At 68.5% G+C, this 16,499-nt stretch carries 20 protein-coding genes; 7 read left to right on the plus strand and 13 right to left on the minus strand.

The window, feature by feature from the left end; translation table 11 throughout:
* The first annotated feature begins 50 nt into the window (after window positions 1-50).
* Both OG579_RS20705 and ilvA read left to right on the plus strand, forming a co-directional pair.
* A complete protein-coding gene (locus OG579_RS20705; RefSeq protein WP_328857486.1) occupies window positions 51-1,418 on the plus strand; it encodes a neutral zinc metallopeptidase in 1,368 nt (455 codons plus the stop codon).
* Between the two features lie 57 nt (window positions 1,419-1,475).
* Complete coding sequence (ilvA, locus tag OG579_RS20710) at window positions 1,476-2,675, plus strand: threonine ammonia-lyase (RefSeq protein ID WP_328857487.1); 1,200 nt, start codon at window positions 1,476-1,478, stop codon at window positions 2,673-2,675.
* On the opposite strand, the gene OG579_RS20715 is transcribed toward ilvA, so the two are convergent.
* The 10 genes from OG579_RS20715 to OG579_RS20760 all read right to left on the minus strand — a co-directional run bounded on the left by OG579_RS20715 (window position 2,676) and on the right by OG579_RS20760 (window position 9,066).
* A complete protein-coding gene (locus OG579_RS20715) occupies window positions 2,676-2,993 on the minus strand; it encodes a hypothetical protein (RefSeq protein ID WP_328857488.1) in 318 nt (105 codons plus the stop codon). It lies immediately after the preceding gene.
* A 69-nt stretch (window positions 2,994-3,062) separates the two neighbouring features.
* Window positions 3,063-3,410 carry a hypothetical protein gene (locus OG579_RS20720; protein ID WP_328857489.1) on the minus strand — a complete coding sequence of 116 codons (348 nt, stop codon included), beginning with the start codon at window positions 3,408-3,410 and terminating at the stop codon, window positions 3,063-3,065.
* A gap of 177 nt (window positions 3,411-3,587) precedes the next feature.
* A complete protein-coding gene (greA, locus tag OG579_RS20725; protein ID WP_045822040.1) occupies window positions 3,588-4,082 on the minus strand; it encodes a transcription elongation factor GreA in 495 nt (164 codons plus the stop codon).
* 162 nt (window positions 4,083-4,244) lie between these two features.
* On the minus strand, window positions 4,245-5,033 hold the full coding sequence (locus OG579_RS20730; protein WP_045822041.1) for a queuosine precursor transporter: 789 nt from the start codon (window positions 5,031-5,033) through the stop codon (window positions 4,245-4,247).
* 27 nt (window positions 5,034-5,060) lie between these two features.
* Window positions 5,061-5,735, minus strand: coding sequence for an LppP/LprE family lipoprotein (locus OG579_RS20735; RefSeq protein ID WP_328857490.1), 675 nt, complete (start codon window positions 5,733-5,735; stop codon window positions 5,061-5,063).
* 1 nt (window position 5,736) lies between these two features.
* Complete coding sequence (locus OG579_RS20740) at window positions 5,737-6,408, minus strand: LppP/LprE family lipoprotein (protein ID WP_328857491.1); 672 nt, start codon at window positions 6,406-6,408, stop codon at window positions 5,737-5,739.
* 55 nt (window positions 6,409-6,463) lie between these two features.
* The gene (locus OG579_RS20745; protein WP_328857492.1) at window positions 6,464-7,105 is read right to left on the minus strand and encodes an LppP/LprE family lipoprotein; all 642 of its coding nucleotides are present in this window, start codon (window positions 7,103-7,105) and stop codon (window positions 6,464-6,466) included.
* A gap of 1 nt (window position 7,106) precedes the next feature.
* Complete coding sequence (locus tag OG579_RS20750; RefSeq protein WP_328857493.1) at window positions 7,107-7,808, minus strand: LppP/LprE family lipoprotein; 702 nt, start codon at window positions 7,806-7,808, stop codon at window positions 7,107-7,109.
* Between the two features lies 1 nt (window position 7,809).
* Window positions 7,810-8,409: an LppP/LprE family lipoprotein gene (locus tag OG579_RS20755; protein ID WP_328857494.1), complete on the minus strand. Its 600-nt coding sequence runs from the start codon at window positions 8,407-8,409 to the stop codon at window positions 7,810-7,812.
* A gap of 222 nt (window positions 8,410-8,631) precedes the next feature.
* A complete protein-coding gene (locus OG579_RS20760; RefSeq protein WP_328857495.1) occupies window positions 8,632-9,066 on the minus strand; it encodes a DUF4307 domain-containing protein in 435 nt (144 codons plus the stop codon).
* Window positions 9,067-9,266: 200 nt separating this feature from the next.
* On the opposite strand from OG579_RS20760, the gene mca reads away from it, so the two are divergent.
* Window positions 9,267-10,130, plus strand: a complete 864-nt coding sequence (mca, locus tag OG579_RS20765; protein ID WP_328859308.1) for a mycothiol conjugate amidase Mca — start codon at window positions 9,267-9,269, stop codon at window positions 10,128-10,130.
* Window positions 10,127-10,408 carry a hypothetical protein gene (locus OG579_RS20770; RefSeq protein ID WP_045822047.1) on the plus strand — a complete coding sequence of 94 codons (282 nt, stop codon included), beginning with the start codon at window positions 10,127-10,129 and terminating at the stop codon, window positions 10,406-10,408. Before mca ends, OG579_RS20770 begins: the two co-directional genes overlap by 4 nt.
* 41 nt (window positions 10,409-10,449) lie before the next feature.
* Here OG579_RS20770 and praA read toward each other — a convergent pair whose 3' ends face one another.
* Window positions 10,450-10,959, minus strand: a complete 510-nt coding sequence (gene praA, locus OG579_RS20775; RefSeq protein ID WP_045822048.1) for an alkane oxidation protein activator PraA — start codon at window positions 10,957-10,959, stop codon at window positions 10,450-10,452.
* A 369-nt stretch (window positions 10,960-11,328) separates the two neighbouring features.
* Here praA and OG579_RS20780 point away from each other — a divergent pair, with 369 nt between their 5' ends.
* Entirely contained in the window at window positions 11,329-12,435 is a 1,107-nt protein-coding gene (locus OG579_RS20780; RefSeq protein WP_328857496.1) for a 3-deoxy-7-phosphoheptulonate synthase, read from the plus strand.
* Window positions 12,436-12,444: 9 nt separating this feature from the next.
* Here OG579_RS20780 and trhA read toward each other — a convergent pair whose 3' ends face one another.
* Window positions 12,445-13,200, minus strand: a complete 756-nt coding sequence (trhA, locus tag OG579_RS20785) for a PAQR family membrane homeostasis protein TrhA (RefSeq protein ID WP_408068709.1) — start codon at window positions 13,198-13,200, stop codon at window positions 12,445-12,447.
* 155 nt (window positions 13,201-13,355) lie between these two features.
* Between trhA and OG579_RS20790 the strand changes: the two genes are divergently transcribed.
* The gene (locus OG579_RS20790) at window positions 13,356-14,138 is read left to right on the plus strand and encodes an isoprenyl transferase (RefSeq protein WP_045822051.1); all 783 of its coding nucleotides are present in this window, start codon (window positions 13,356-13,358) and stop codon (window positions 14,136-14,138) included.
* A gap of 23 nt (window positions 14,139-14,161) precedes the next feature.
* On the opposite strand, the gene coaA is transcribed toward OG579_RS20790, so the two are convergent.
* On the minus strand, window positions 14,162-15,094 hold the full coding sequence (gene coaA / locus OG579_RS20795) for a type I pantothenate kinase (protein WP_045822052.1): 933 nt from the start codon (window positions 15,092-15,094) through the stop codon (window positions 14,162-14,164).
* A gap of 172 nt (window positions 15,095-15,266) precedes the next feature.
* Here coaA and OG579_RS20800 point away from each other — a divergent pair, with 172 nt between their 5' ends.
* Window positions 15,267-16,493, plus strand: coding sequence for a DUF885 domain-containing protein (locus OG579_RS20800; protein WP_328857497.1), 1,227 nt, complete (start codon window positions 15,267-15,269; stop codon window positions 16,491-16,493).
* Window positions 16,494-16,499: the final 6 nt, after the last annotated feature.

Genomic DNA, 16,499 nt, shown 5'->3' on the forward strand with positions numbered 1-16,499 from the left:
CGGCGCGACATCCATCGTTTCCCCAACGTCGGCGGGGTTGGCTCACCGCCATGATGTCCCCGCGACGACGTTCCGGTGTCCCCGTGTGGGCGTTCGCCCTCCTGACGACCGTGACCATGGTGTGTGCGGTGGGCTGCTCGTCGGGCGCGACACACCGCGTCGAGCGGTCGTCGAGTTCGACCGCACCCTCGGTACCCATCGAGGGTGACGCGTCGAATCCGATCAACACTGCGGTCGCCACGGCGATCTCGAGAGTGCAGCGGTACTGGCAGACCGAGTTCCCGGCGCTCTACGATCGCCCCTACACGCCGGTCTCCGGCGGCTTCTATGGCGTCGACCCGAAGTCGGGGCCTCTGCCCCCGTGTGCGGAGAGCGCAGCCGACATCTCGGGCAACGCGTTCTACTGCGCCACCGAGGACGTGGTGGCCTGGGACGCGACCGGACTGCTGCCGAGACTGCAGAAGACGTACGGCGACTTCGTGATCCCCATCGTGCTCGCCCACGAGTGGGGGCACGCGGTGCAGGCGCGCGCCGGGTTCGAGGGAGCCACGGTCACCCGCGAGATCCAGGCGGACTGCTTCGCCGGTGCCTACAGTCGGCACGCGATCGACACCCGTGAGTACCCGATCAGCGCCGCCGACCTCGACCGTGCCCTGGCAGGGTTTCTCGAACTACGGGACGAGCCCGGCACGGCGGCAACCGATCCCTCCGCGCACGGCAGCGGTTTCGACCGCGTGAACGCCTTCCAGAACGGCTACGAGAAGGGTCTCGCCACGTGCGCCGCGTATCGCGACGGATCGCCCGCGGTGATCGAGTTGCCGTTCCGCGACGAGGTGGACGCGGCCGGCGGCGGCGACGCGCCCTACGCCGACGTCGTCGCCGGCGTGCCGGTCGATCTCGAGGACTACTGGTCGAAGCTGTACCCCGAACTGGCGAACGCGCCGTGGGTTCCGGTGCGGCGCGTCGTCCCCTTCGGCCCGGGGTCGCCACCGACGTGTGGGAACGGCCCCACCGACGGGTTCCTCCTGTTCTACTGCGTGCCCGACGACTACGTGGCCTTCGACAACGCCGACGCGATGCCCACCGTCTACCGCGAGGGCGGCGACTTCGCCGTGGCTGTCCTGTTGGCGACCCAATGGGGGATCGCGGCGTTGTCGCGACTCGGCGACGACTCCGACGAGAAGACGAGTTCGCAGCGGGCCGACTGCTTCGCCGGCGCCTGGACGGCCAGCGTGCTGCTGGGCAACCGACCGTCGTCGAGCGGGTACTCGCTGTCCCCGGGCGATCTCGACGAGGCCATCGCGGCGCTCTTGCTGTTCCGGGGAGACGGTGACGCGGATCGTCAGGGCACCGGGTTCGTCCGCGTCGAGGCCTATCGCAGTGGTGTGATCGACGGCGCGCGGGCCTGTCTGCCCTGAGCCGACATCGGCCGCGGTACGCGGCGCGCGACCGATACGGGGTCTACCGTCGGATCCATGGTGATCACCTCTGCGCAGATCGACGAGGCGGTGGCGATGTTGGCGCCGGTGATGCGCCGGACGCCGATGGTGGCGTCCCGCGCACTGTCGGACATGTGCGGTGCGGACGTGTGGCTGAAGTGCGAGAACCTGCAGCGCACAGGGTCGTTCAAGCCCCGAGGGGCCTATCGGCGCATCGCCGGACTCACCGACGCCGAACGTGCGCGAGGAGTCGTCGCGGCGAGTGCGGGCAACCACGCCCAGGGCGTGGCGTGGTCGGCCACGACGCTGGGTATCACCTCGCGGGTGTACATGCCCACGGGCGCATCGTTGCCGAAGGTGACCGCGACCCGTGCCTACGGCGCGGAGGTTGTGCTCGAGGGCGAGATCATCGACGAGAGTCTCGTTGCCGCACAGGCGTTCTCCGAGGAGACCGGCGCCGTGCTGATCCACCCGTTCGATCACGCCGACATCGTCGCCGGCCAGGCGACGGTCGGGGTGGAGATCGCCGAGCAGATGCCCGACGTCGGCACCGTGGTGGTGCCGCTGGGTGGGGGTGGGCTGCTCGCCGGGGTGGCTGCGGCCATCAAATCAGTACGTCCGCAGACGCGTGTCGTGGGCGTGCAGGCGGCCGCGGCCGCGGCCTGGCCCGGCTCGATCGCCGCGGGTACGCCGACCCGGGTGGTCGAGATGAACACGATGGCCGACGGCATCGCAGTGGCGATGCCGGGCGCGGTCACGTTCGCCCATGTCGACGAGCTCGTCGACGAGATCGTGACCGTCGGTGAGGATCTCATCAGCCGCGCGGTCCTGCTGATGCTCGAGCGCGCGAAGTTGTTGGTCGAGCCCGGCGGCGCGGTGGCGGTGGCCGCCCTGATGGAGCCCGGTGCGCTGGCGCTACCCGGGCCGGTGTGCGCGGTGCTCTCCGGAGGCAACGTCGACCCGTTGTTGCTGTCGCACCTCACCACCCACGGTTTGCAGGCGGCGGGCCGGTACCTCACCGTCGCGGTGACGGTGCCCGACCGGCCGGGCGGCCTCGCGATGCTGCTGGAGACCCTGCGCGACTCCGGGGCGAGCGTGGTCGACGTCATCCATTCCCGCGTCGCGGGCGAACTGCGTCTCGGCGAGGTCCAGGTGACGGTCAGTCTCGAGACCCGAGGACCAGAACACCAGGCGATGGTGCGCGAGGCGCTGCGCTCGGCGGGGTTCTTCGACTGATCAGGCCGCGAGGGCGACGGTGTGCGCCGCGGTGTCGTCGAGAAGTGCACGCATCGGGTCGATGACGAGGTCGAGGGGGCCGAAGCACGAGCGTGCCGTGGCCATGAGAGCGTCGCGGGCCGCGGCGTCACCGTGGTCGCCGACCACGGCCGCGGCGCGGGCGGAACCGTATCCGCGCACGGCGTCGAGCAACACCCCGACGTCGGTCCCGATCACCACCACGCGGCATCCGCGGCGCAGCATCAGCTGAGCCAGATCGACGGCCAGGTGGTCGGGTGTCGCGTCGGTGGGGACGAGGAGAAGCACTGTTGTGGTCATGTCTCCAGCACACCGGGCGAGTGTGAGGAAACTCTGTTGCCGTGATGAGGAGTCGGCAACGATGTGGTCTCACGCCGCCGCAGCGGACTCCCTGCCGCCGGCCACGACGTCGTCGGTGCGCCACGGGCCGACGGTGATGGCGCCACCCGGATCGGCGACGAGTGTGACCGGACCCAGGCGACGTCCGACGCGGGTGAGCATGTCGCCCACCATCGTGGGATCGTCGAGATCGACGACCATCGCCGGTGCCGAGGTCCCGGCGACCAGATCGACGAGTCGGGTGATCCGCGGGCCGGCGACGGCGACATGGTGGCCGGCCTTGATCAGGTCGCGTGCCAGATCGGCGCCGGCGCGATCGGCCACGGCGACGACGATGACGTCGAGTGGGCCGGGGGATGTGGTTCGTGCGGATGCCATGTGTGCGTTCCTCTCGTGGGGGTTGTCGGTGCGCAACCCACGACACCCCACGAGCCTGTGCGGACGCTGCCCGTGCGCTGGGAGCCCGGCGGCAGTCGCCGGTCCGGGGTCAGGGAGCGGGCCCTCCACGACGACAGCCCGCGTCCAGGCGGACGCGGGCTGTCGGGTCGATCGTGATCAGGAGTGGTACGGCTCCGCGCTGACGAGCGTCACCTTCACCACGGCGCCACTGGGCACCGAGTACTCGCGGGTCTCGCCGACCTCGGCGTCGATGAGCGCGCCTCCGAGAGGCGACACCGGCGAGTACACCTCGAGCGACGAGTCGCCGGCGCCCTCTTCGCGGGTGGCGATGAGGAAGGTCTCGGTGTCGGACTCGTCGCCGTCGTAGTAGACCTTGACGACCGAACCCGGGAGGGCGACACCCGACTTGGTGGGCGTCTCACCGACCTTGGCGTTGTTCAGGAGCTCCTGGAGCTGGCGGATGCGGGCTTCCTGCTGGCCCTGCTCCTCGCGGGCGGCGTGGTAGCCGCCGTTCTCCTTGAGATCGCCCTCTTCGCGTCGCTCGTTGATCTCCGCGGCGATGACGGGTCGATTGGCGATCAGGCCATCGAGTTCGTTCTTGAGCCGATCATGGGACTCCTGGGTCAGCCAGGTCACCTGTGTGTCGGTCATGGACGTCACTCCTGTCGAATCTTCTCCGCCCGCGATTCGGGCCGCGCGGTGTACCCAACTCCTGCAGGCACCTGCAAAATGCAGCAACACGGCCCCACCCTGGGGCCGTGTGTCGTTCGATGTTACCAGGTCTGCCCCGGTGAGAGCCCACACCGACGCAGCTCAGGCCGCGGCGTCGATGCGTGTGAGCGCCTCCTGGTAGCTCGGTTCCGCCTTCTTCAGTCGACCTACGACGGCGTAGGTGATCGGCATGACGACGATCTCGACGAGCGTCTTCCACACGAAGCCGATCACGGTGTAGTTGACGAAGTCCTGCCAGGTGGAGATGCCCAGTGCCGACGCCGCGATGGAGCAGAACACGAGGGTGTCGAAGAACTCGCCGACGATCGTGGAGCTGATGAGACGTGCCCACAGGCGGCGTTCGCCGCTGCGCTCCTTCATCTTGACCATCACGTAGGAGTTCAGGAATTCGCCGACGAGGTACCCCGAGAGGCCGGCGAGCAGGAACTGCGGGACCACGCCGGCGACGGTCTCGAAGGCCTGCTGGCCGTCGTAGAAGTCGGCGGCGGGTAGGTGGATCGTCAGCCAGAAGCATCCCGAGGCGAGCAGGAGGACGCCGAACCCGCTGTAGATGACCCTGCGCATGGCGCGGAAGCCGTAGACCTCGCTGATCACGTCGCCGAGGACGTAGGCGAGGGGGAAGAGGTAGAAGGCGCCGTCGGTGACGAGTCCGTGCACCGAGAGGGGGCCGAGATCGAAACTCAGCGACGGGAACAGCAGTACACCTTTGGTGCCGGTGATGTTGCTGATGATCATCACCCCGACGAACAGGGCGACGAGGATAGGGAAGTAGGGACTGGTGAGCGAGGCGAAGGCCGGTGTCGCCGGGCGTGAGGCCCGCTGATCGGGATCAGTCTGCGAAACCGGCCGCCCAGACTTGGCGGTGGTCATGGTGGCCAAGTATGCGCCACCGATCCCTCACCCCGGTGCCTCGCATTGGTCGAGGAACTCCTGCGGCAGTGTTCCTTCCATGATCACCTTCGATCCGTTCCAGCGGAACGTCACCTCTGTACCACCGCCGGGATCGGCGGTCGAGGGGTGTGGTCCGTGGAACCAGCCGTAGTGGACATCGACATGATCGGGTCCTGAGCCGAGAACCCAGGACAGGCCGGAGTTGCATCGGATTCCTGTCCCGAGCCAGCGACCGTCGGGACCGAAGAGCAGGAGTTGATCGGCCGACGAGGCCGTGCCGTGCTCGGTGGTCAGTTCCGCCCACGACAGTGCATTGCACGACGACATGTCCGAGCGTATGACCCCCCACTTCCAGTCGAACTGTGTCGAGGGCGGCGCGATCCGCGAGCTGGCGTTCGAGATCTTCGCTGCTGCATCGGCATACGGCCCACAGGGTGTGTCGGGACGACCGTTGATCGGCGTCGCGTCTGCGCCCCCTGTCTCCGGCGCCGCGTCGGAATCGCCCGCGTTGGCACCGTTGTCAGACGGTGCGGCTGCCGAGGTCGACGGGGGTGCGGCCACGGTGCGGGTGACCGTGGAGGTCATCGGCGTGGCGGTGTGGGTGTCGGTGGAGCATGCGGCTGCGGTGAGTCCGGTCAGACAGATGATCGCCGCCACGGCGGAGCGTGTCGTTGTCCGCATGTCAGCACTTCCCGTTCGTCACCGCGCGCGGAAGCGAGCCGTCCATCACCACGCGGGACCCGTTCCACCGGAACGTGACCTGCGTCGATCCCTGCGGTGCGGCGAGCGGTTCGTCGCCGGTGAGGTACCGGTATTGCACGGTGATCCGGTCACGGCTCGCGCCGATCACCTCCTGATAGCCGACGTTGCACTTGATGCCCGTCCCGATGAAGCGCATGTCGCGGTTGAAGATCAGCAGTTGCTGCGGTGACGACACGGTGGCTCCCTGGGTGTCGAGCTCCATGTAGGAGATGTCGTTGCAGCTGTCGAAGTTCGCCGCACCGGTCACCCAGCGATATCCGGGGCCGTCGGTGGGAACCGACGCGATGGCCCTGTCGAGCTCCGCGGGAGCGGGGTTGGTCGTGCCGCATCGGCGCAGCGGCGCGCGGTCCGAGGTGGGCGCGGGCGTGGCGACGTCGCCCCCGCTGCCGCCATCAGAGCCCGAGCCACTCTGCGCCGTGTCGGCGACGTCGGTCTCGCGTGCGTCCACCGACGTGGTCGTGCTCGGCGGCGAGGCGGTGACCGTCACGGTCGAGGGGGTCGCTGTGGTCGCGTCGTCGGAGCCGCAGGCGGCCAGGGAGGCAACTGCGCAGAGACCGAGAACGGCTGTCGCGGTGCGTGTCACGATGGTCATGGTCAGCTTTCGTGTCGGGTGGGCAAGGGTTCTTCTGCGGCTGTGCATCACGGGATCAGCACCGGCCCTGGGTGACGCCGTACGGCAGCGTCCCGTCCATCACCACGCGCGTCCCGTTCCATCGGAAGGTGACTGTGGCCGACCCGCTGGGGGCCGCGCTGATGTCGCGGCCCTGCAGGTATCGGTACCGGACGGTGATGGCGTCCGCGGACGAGCCGATCACCGTCTGGTAGCCCGCGTTGCACTTGATCCCCGTCCCGAGGAATCGCTGCGCGCGGTCGAAGATCAGCAGCTGTTGCGGCGACCCGGCGGTTGCGCCGACGGTGTCGAGTGCGACGTAGGAGATGTCGTTGCACGTGCTGAAGTTCGATCCACGCGCGACCCACTGGTAGTTCGGCAGATCGGTGGGAACCTTTGCGATGGCCGCAGTCACCCTGCCGGAGTCGATACGGCCCGGACCGCACGATCCGTCGGGCGCTCCGGTGGGTTCCTGCGGCGTGGACTGCGCGGATCCCGTGTCGTCTGCCGCCGCGGTCTCCCCGCCGGCGGCCTCGGCGGCGGGTTCCGACGACGCGGTGACAGTCGCGGTGACCGTGGTGGCCTGCGTCGTGCGTGGGGCGTCGGAGGAGCATGCAGTCGCGGCGAGCGTGGTCAGGCAGGCGGCCGCAGCGAGGAGTGCCCGGGTACGTGTTCGCATGTCAGCACTGGCCTTTCGTGAGGGCATACGGGAGGGTCCCCTCCATCACGATGCGAGATCCGTTCCAGCGGAACTCGACGTTCGCGACGCCCACCGGGTTCTGGGTCGTCGACTGGAGGGGGTCGGAGGGGTCGGGATAGCGGTAGGTCACGCGGATGCCGTTGTTCGCGGGCAGCGACACGTACTCGGGATATCTGGTCTGACAACGGATGCCGGTACCGAGGAACCGACCGTCGTGGTAGATCAGGAGCTGCCGTGGTGGTTGGATCACCGCCGCAGACGCGAACACCTCGACCCAGCTCAGGCCGGCGCACGGGTTGCCACCCACCTGGGATACGCGCCACGTCGGGGACGTGATCGGCGGAGCGATACGTCGCATGTCGGCCGACACGGTCGACGGCACGCCCGAATCGGGGTCGCACGCCGCTGTCGTCTGCTGCGCGCCCGAGCCGGAGCCACCGGAATCCTCCCCGTCGCGTGCGGAGTCACCGCCTGAGACGTCAGCGTCCGTCGCGGCCGAGGGCGACGCAGTTGGCGCCGATGGGGACGACGTCGCGGTGACTGTCACGGTGGAGGGCGATGCGGTACCGGGGGCGTCGCCACAGCCGGCGAGCACGGCGCCGGTGGCGAGGGCCAGGGCGAGGACACAGGTGAGCCGGCGCCCGCCGTACATCGCCATAGTCGAGCGTCGAGTCGCGGTCACGTCAGCACTTCCCCTCGGTGAAGGCGTACGGCAGCGTGCCGTCCATCACGACGTGAGAACCGTTCCAGCGGAACGTGACATCGACCTTGCCGACACCGCCCTGCGAATGCTGTTGCGCCGGATTGGTCGGGTCGACGTAGGTGTACTGGACAGTGATGGCATCTGGTGAGGTCGCGAGAACGTATTGCCCACGCTCTGCTTCGCATCTGATCCCGGTGCCCTGGAAGTGGCCGTCGTGATAGATCAGCAACTGGCGCTCGCGAACCGGTGCGAGTGCGCCTGCCCGATCGAGTTCGATCCAGCTCAGTCCGCGACACCACGCACCGCCCGCGTTGTAGGCGCGCCACGAGCCGTTGTGCTCGGGCTGGGGAATCCGCGCGGCGTCTCGGGTGGCCGCGGCTGCTGTCCCGATGTTCGGCGCGCACCCCGCATCGTTGTCGGAGCCGCCGGATCCCGTCCCGCCGGAATTGCCCCCGGCCGCGGGTACGACGGCGGTCACCGTGGTGGTCGAGGGGAGGGGCGTCGTGACCGGCGCGACGTCGGAGGATGGATCGGCGGTGACGGTGGCGGTTGCCGTGCGGTCGCGCGTGGGGAACGACACGTCGTCTGTGCCGCAGCCGGCGAGGACGCCGGCTGCGCACGCGCTGAGGCTCAGAAGAGCGACGGAATGGGGTAACGAGGGGAGGGCAATTCTCATGGCGGGGTCTCTGCTCTCTACCGGGACGTGTTGCCTGGTATCTCGCAGTACCGTCGCACTTCGTTAGCGCAGAGAAGAGACCGATATCAACCTGTTACCGGATGTGGTCCGTTCGTACGAACCAGGTCAGTCGGTGGGCGGTCGCAGATAGGCCGGCACGGTCTGCGAGCACCCGAACACCTCGCCGATCGCGGGCGCGGCGGAGGTCCGGACCCGTGACACCACGCCGGTCTGCTGCGCATCGCCCGGGGCGACGAGGACCTCGCGGCGACCCACCTCGGAGCCGTCGCGCGCACGGGCGCGCACCACGCAGGCCACCGGCTCGCGCGGGTTGCTGCGGGTGACGGTGAACTGGACGTCGATGGTGGTGGCATCGACGATGTCGTAACCGGTCGCCTCACCCGAGACTGGCGGATCGGCAAACTTCTTGTAGCCGACGAACGCCACGGTGAGGCCTGCGGCGACCACGACGATCGACAGGATGATCAGCCAGCGGCGCCGGGTGCTCACCGGACGCTCGGTGGGGTACCGGCCGGGGGGCGGTGTGAGGCCGGTGGTCATGGTCCATACCTACCATGAGTGCGAGGGCGCTCCGGTTCGGCAGCAGTGGTGCGATCAGGGGCGCGCGGCCCGTCGGGACCTCCCGGTGGGAGAATTGATGCAGCGAGCGGTGACGGAGCCCGATCGGGCCGATGAGCGGCGAGCGATGACGAGCGGTGTCGAAAGAAGTGAGGACGAGTGCAGTGAGTGGCCTTCGGTTGATGGCGGTGCACGCGCACCCCGACGACGAGTCGAGCAAGGGTGCGGCGACCATGGCCAAGTACTCCTCGGAGGGCCACGACGTCCTGGTGGTGACCCTGACCGGCGGCGAACGTGGCGACATCCTCAACCCGGCGATGGACCTGCCGGGGATCAAGGAGCGCATGCCCGAGGTCCGCAAGGAGGAGATGGCCAAGGCCGCCGCGGCGCTGGGTGTCGAACAGACGTGGCTGGGTTACGTCGATTCCGGTCTGCCCGAGGGTGATCCGCTGCCACCGCTCCCGGAGGGTTGTTTCGCGCTCGTCCCCCTCGAGGAGTCGACCGAGGCGCTGGTCCGGGTCGTCCGCGACTTCCGTCCGCACGTGATGATCACCTACGACGAGCGCGGCGGGTACCCGCATCCCGATCACATCCGTTGCCACGAGGTCTCGATGGCCGCCTACGAGGCGGCCGGTGACCCTGAGCGGTTCCCCGACGCGGGAGACCCCTGGACGGTCTCGAAGATCTACTACACACACGGCTTCATCCGCGACCGGATGATCCGTTTCTCCGACGAGTTCGACAAGCACGGGCAGGACAACCCGTACAAGGAATGGCTCGCGAACTGGGACCCCAGTCGCGGTGACCTGATGGGGCGCGTCACCACACAGATCACCTGCGGTGACTTCTTCACCGCGCGCGACGAGGCGTTGCGGGCGCACGCGACACAGATCGACCCTAACGGGGTCTTCTTCGCCGTACCGATGGAGTGGCAGCAGCGGCTGTGGCCCACCGAGGAGTACGAGCTCGCGAAGACGCGGGTGAAGACGGCCATCCCCGAGACCGATCTGTTCGCCGGCCTCGACGCCGCCGCGGAGCAGTCGTGAACAGCACCCTCGTCCTCGCCGGGGCGCACGTCACCGACGTGCTCGCGCGCGATGCCGACGGGCCGGAGTTCGGCAAGGCGTCGCCGCTGGGCCTACTACTCGTCCTGCTGTTGCTGGTGGGAACCGTGTTCCTCATCCGGTCGATGAACAAGCGACTGCGCAAGCTGCCCACGAGTTTCTCCCGCGACGAGCCCGAGCCCGACCAGGCCGCCGACGACGGAACCGATCCCGGCAGCGTCGGGAACGACACCGGCCCCGCACGAGGCCGCGACAACTAGTCACGACGACGCACGGGGCCGGATGGGTCGGACCCGATCGATCAGGACAGGGTGAAGGCCGGGTTCGGCTTGACGGTCAGGTTGTTGATCGTGCAGTTGCCCGGCAGCGACTGGTTGGTCGAGGTCAGGGTGTTGGTCAGGTTGTCGAACGATCCCGCGAGGGTCGCCGGGCCGCAGTTGCTGCTCAGCACCGAGAACGCGACGCCGGAGACCTGGCCGGTGGTGGCGCTGGTGGGCGTCAGGGTCCACGGCAGGCCCTTGATCACGGGCACGCCGCAGAGGAAGTTGCTACCGCTGACCTTCGCGCCGGTGATCGATGCGGCACTGCCGTCGGCGTTCACCGAGCCGGTGAGGGTGATGTTGCAGTTGACCGGCACGCCGAACGACGCGTCCGAGGTGACCGAGATCGTTCCGGGCGCGGTGAACGCGGTGTTCGCCGGGGAGATCGTCGCGGCACCGGCCACTCCGGCTCCGATCGTCGCGCCGACGACGGCAACCGTCGCGGCGACGGTGGCGAGAGCGCGCGAGCGGACGGTGGTGTTGAACCTCATGGGTGTGTCCTCCAGGTAAGGGTGTCGAACGGGTGATCGTGACGTCGATCACTCGAAAAGGGACGTTAGGCTCACGAACTTCAGCCAGTGCATCCTTCCGAACAGGTCTGTGAGAAAACACAACAAGCCCGATTTGTCGTGGTGACGAAGGGCTCGTGTACATTTGCCCATGTGATCACCACCGGCTGCGCCTATTACTGGCGTTTTATCGAGGCTCCGGGTGGAGCCGTCGATGGAGCGCGTCGAGCGACGTAGCCAGCGAACCCCCACCCCGGAGCCCCGAGCAGTGACCATCACGGTCGCTGCTTTTTTGTTCGTCGGCGCCGGAGCGGATCGCAACGTGTGCCGTAGTCCACGAAAGGCACACCCATGACCACCGACCTGACCGACATGGCCGCGGAATCGACGTCGGATCGACGTATCCGCGCCTTCCGGCCGATCCCCTCGCCGCACACGTTGCTGGCCGAACTCCCGTTGACCGACCGTCGTGCGCGACAGGTCGCCACCGATCGGGCCGAGATCGCCGACATCCTCGCCGGCACCGACGACCGCCTGCTCGTGGTGGTGGGACCGTGCTCGGTCCACGACCCGGTGGCCGCGCTCGACTACGCACGGCGGCTGGCCGTGGTGGCCGACACCCACGCCGCGCGTCTGAAGATCGTGATGCGGGTCTACTTCGAGAAGCCGCGCACCACGGTCGGATGGAAGGGCCTCATCAACGACCCGGCCATGGACGGCAGCTTCGACATCGAACGCGGGCTCCGCACCGCGCGGGCCCTGCTGCTCGACGTCATCGACCTCGGCCTGCCGGTCGGATGCGAGTTCCTCGAGCCCACCAGCCCGCAGTACATCGCCGATGCGGTGTCGTGGGGCGCCATCGGTGCCCGCACCACCGAATCGCAGGTGCACCGGCAACTCGCCTCGGGTCTGTCGATGCCGATCGGGTTCAAGAACGGCACCGACGGCGACGTACAGGCCGCAGTCGACGGCGTCAATGCCGCTGCGGCTCAACACGTCTTCTTCGGCGTCGACGATCAGGGTCGAGCGGCGGTGGTCGAGACCGCGGGCAACGCCGACTGTCACGTCATCCTGCGCGGCGGTCGATCCGGGACCAACTTCGACATCGACTCGGTGCGGGCTGCCGCGGACGTCCTCTCGGCGGCCGGCAACCCACCGCGCCTGATGATCGACTGCTCGCACGCCAACTCCGGCAAGGATCACCGCCGTCAGGCCGAGGTGGGCACCGAGGTCGCCGCGATGATCGGCCGCGGCACGCAGGAGGTGTCGGGGATCATGCTCGAGAGCTTTCTCGTCGCCGGTGCCCAGTCGCTCGATCACCGGACACCGGGTGAGCCGCTCGTCTACGGGCAGTCGGTGACCGACAAGTGCATGGACTTCGACACCACCGTCGACGTGATCGAGTCGCTGTCCGCGGCGGTCGCGAGAAGGTCGGCGAGCGCGGCGATGTCGGCCTGATCGGGCGGCTCAACCGACGGTGAAGACCACGAGCCACACGGCTATGTAATGCACGAGCGCCGCGATGACGGTGGCCGCGTGGAAGAACTCGTGGTGGCCGAAGGTCGACGGCCACGGGTCGGGCCATTGGATCGCGTACAGGACGGCACCGACGCTGTAGAAGAACCCACCGACCGCGAGGAGAACGACCACCGCGACCCCGGTGCGATCGAGCAGCTGGGGAAGCACGGCGACGATGGTCCAGCCCAGCAGCAGGTACAGCGGCACCCCGACCCAGCGAGGTGCGCGGGGCCACACCATCTTCAGGGTGACCCCGGCGGCGGCACCCGACCACACGACGGCCAGGACGATCCACTTCGCCGGCGCGGTGAGACCCAACACGCAGAACGGGGTGTAGCTGCCGGCGATGAAGATGAAGATCATCGAGTGGTCGGCACGTTTCATCCAGACGCGGGCACGTGCGGTCGACCAGTTCACCCGGTGGTAGGTGGCGCTGACCCCGAACACGCCGCACACGGTGAGTGCGTAGAGGCCGCACGCCGCGGCGGCGACCGGGCCGACCAGCGCCCACGAGACCGACACCAGCGTCGCGCCGGTGACGATGGCGACGAACCCCGAGTAGAGGTGGATCCAGCCCCGCATCCGGGGCCTCAGGTCGGCGAGCACCGACAACTCGGCGACGTCGTGCGCATGCGTGCTCACCGGGATGTGCCCGGGGGATCGCCCTGCCGGAGGTCGATCCGTCGAGAACTGTTCGGTCACCATGGGTGCCGCCTTCCGTTCGGGCTGATCGTACGGCGTGAAACCTACGGTAGCGTAGGTTGCTGATCAGATGGTTCCGGTGACACCCAGGCTGGGCGAGTAGTCTTCCGTTCCGTGAAGGCGACCCGTGATGACTCCGCCGCCGAGGGCCCGATGTCGTGAGACTGATCCCGACCGGTGTCCGCGGACCGATGTACCGGATCTACGAGAGCCGCCTCGTCCAGCTCATGGACGCCGAGAGGCTGCCCCGGCACATCGCGATCATCTGCGACGGCAACCGGCGGTGGGCTCGTGAGGCAGGGTTTGAGGACGTCAGTCACGGTCACCGGGTCGGCGCCCAGAAGATCGCCGAGATGCTGCGCTGGTGTTCGGAACTGTCCATCGAGACCGTCACCATCTACCTGCTCTCCACCGAGAACCTCCAGCGCGCCTCCGACGAGCTCGAGGCGCTGATGGAGATCGTCCCCGACATCGTCGAGGAGATCGCGACTCCCGACGAGCAGTGGCGGGTGCGGATCGTGGGCACCCTCGACCAATTACCCGAACAGGTGGCCCGTCGGTTGAAGACGGCGCAGGAACGCACGATCGACCGCACCGGCATGCACGTCAACGTGGCCGTCGGGTACGGCGGCCGGCAGGAGATCGTCGACGCGGTGCGCTCGCTGCTGGCCGACCGGGTCGCCGAGGGTGCCGATGTGGACGATCTGGTGGCGGCGGTCAGCGTCGAGGCGATCGACGCCCACCTCTACACCAAGGGACAGGCCGACCCCGATCTGGTGATCCGGACCTCCGGGGAACAGCGACTCTCGGGATTTCTCCTGTGGCAGAGCGCGTATTCGGAGATCTGGTTCACCGATGCCTACTGGCCCGAGTTCCGCCGTGTGGATTTCCTTCGCGCACTGCGTGATTACGCTGCACGCAGCCGTCGCTTCGGGCGCTGAACCACACCCCGCACGCGTGCGATCTAGATCTTTCTGAGACGGACCCTGTTGATCGAGTGGTCGGCGTCCTTGCGCAGCACCAGCGTCGCGCGCGGACGCGACGGGAGGATGTTCTGCACCAGGTTCGGCAGATTGATGCCGTGCCAGAGGTCGTGCGCGGCCTGCGTGGCCGCGGCGTCGGAGAGCGACGAGTACGCGTGGAAGTGCGAGTTCGGGTCGGCGAAGGCGGTCGACCGCATCGCGAGGAAACGGTGCACGTACCAGTCCTCGATGTCCTCGATGCGGGCGTCGACGTAGACCGAGAAGTCGAACAGGTCCGACACCATGAGGCGCTGCCCGGTCTGCAGGACGTTGAGGCCCTCGAGGATGAGGATGTCGGGTTGGCGTACGTGATGTCGCTCGCCGCGCACGATGTCGTAGGTGAGATGGGAGTACACCGGTGCGGCGGCGTCGGCGGCGCCGGATTTGACCTCGGTGACGAATCGCAGCAGGGCGCGTCGATCGTAGGATTCCGGAAATCCCTTGCGGTGCATGATGCCCCGGCGTTCGAGCTCCTTGGTGGGGTAGAGGAAGCCGTCGGTGGTGACGAGATCGACGCGCGGGTGGGCGTCCCAGCGCGACAGCAGCGCCTGCAGCACGCGCGCGGTGGTCGACTTGCCCACGGCCACGCTGCCGGCGACCCCGATCACGAACGGCACCTGGCGTTCGGGCTGGCTCTCGCCGAGGAACGTCGAGGTGGCGGCGAACAGGCGTTGCCGCGCGGCCACCTGGAGATGGATCAGTCGTGACAGGGGCAGGTAGACATCGGCGACCTCGGAGAGATCGATCTGCTCGCCGAGACCCCGGTGACCGCGGAGTTCCTCCTCGTTCATCGCCAACGGCACCGACTGACGCAGCTGCCGCCACTGGGCGCGGTCCAGCTCGATGTACGGGCTGGGTTCGGTCACGCGGGACACGCCACCCCTGACCGCCGGACCCGCATCCCCGATCGCCGTGTGGTCGGCGATGTCGCCTGGCGAGGAGGCCTGGAGGGGAGTCGCTCGATCCCGAGTGCGCGCGGCATGGGGACAAGTGTCGCGAACGTGACGACGAACCGACACCCCGGGGTGGCCCGGTAGCGTCGCCCGCATGGATGACGCCACCGATTCCGAGTCGCTGATCACCGACTACCTGCGTGCGGGCCTGGCGTTCGACCGGCTCGAGGAGGGCTTCGTCGACGCCTACACCGGCGACCCACGGCTGCGGGCGCAGTCGCAGCGCGACCCCGCACCCGACCCCGCGGAACTCGCCCGTCGGGTGCGCGGGATACGCGCCGATGTGGAGGCGTCGGATCTGTCCGCCGCGCGGCGTGACTTCGTCGCGTCGCACCTGCGCGCGATGGAGTGTTCCGCGCGACGGTTCGCCGGCGAGGAGATCGGGTTCGTCGAGGAGGTGTCGCACTACTTCGACGTCGACATCGCGATGGGCGACCCGGACACCTACCGTGCGGCACACGCGGCGCTCGACGAGGTGCTGGCCGGACGCGGCGACCTCGCCGAGCGCTACGCCGCGCACCGCGGCGCCGACGAGATCCCCGCCGACCGACTCGACGAGTGCGTCGCGGCGTTCAGTTCGGCTCTGCGCGAACGGGTCCGGGCCGACCACCCGCTTCCCGACTCCGAGGTCGTCGAGTTCGAGGTGGTGGGCGACAAGCCGTGGTCGGGCTTCAATTACTACCTCGGTGACTACCGCTCGAAGGTCGCGATCAACTCCGATCTCACCCAGCACATGGCGTCGCTGCCGCACCTCATCGCCCACGAGGCCTATCCGGGCCACCACACCGAGCACTGCCGCAAGGAGCAGCTGCTCGTCGGGTCGGGACAGCGCGAGCAGACGATCTTCCTGGTCAACACCCCGCAGTGCCTGATGGCCGAGGGCCTCGCCGACCACGCGCTGACCGCGACCATCGGTCCCGACTGGGGGCTGTGGGCGCAGGAGATCTACGCCGATCTCGGTCTGCGCTTCGACGGCGAGCGGGCACAGCGCATCGCGACGGCCACCGGTGGACTGCTCGGGGTCCGCCAGGACGCGGCGCTGCTGCTGCACGACCGCGGTCGCGACAGCGACACCGTCGCGCAGTACCTGCAGACGTGGTTGCTCGCGTCGCCGGCCCGGGCACGGCAGATGCTGCGCTTCCTGTCCTCGCCGCTGTGGCGGGCCTACATCAGCACCTACGTCGAGGGGTACCGGCTGCTGGCGTCATGGCTCGAGCACGGGCCGGGTGCGACGTCGGTGGCCGCACGCTCGGCCCGGTTCGGTCGGTTGCTCGACGAGCCGCTGACCCCGGCGGCCCTGCGGACCGAATTGGCGCAATAGACTGGG

Source organism: Williamsia herbipolensis (assembly GCF_036153515.1).
Taxonomy (GTDB): Bacteria; Actinomycetota; Actinomycetes; order Mycobacteriales; family Mycobacteriaceae; genus Williamsia_A; species Williamsia_A herbipolensis.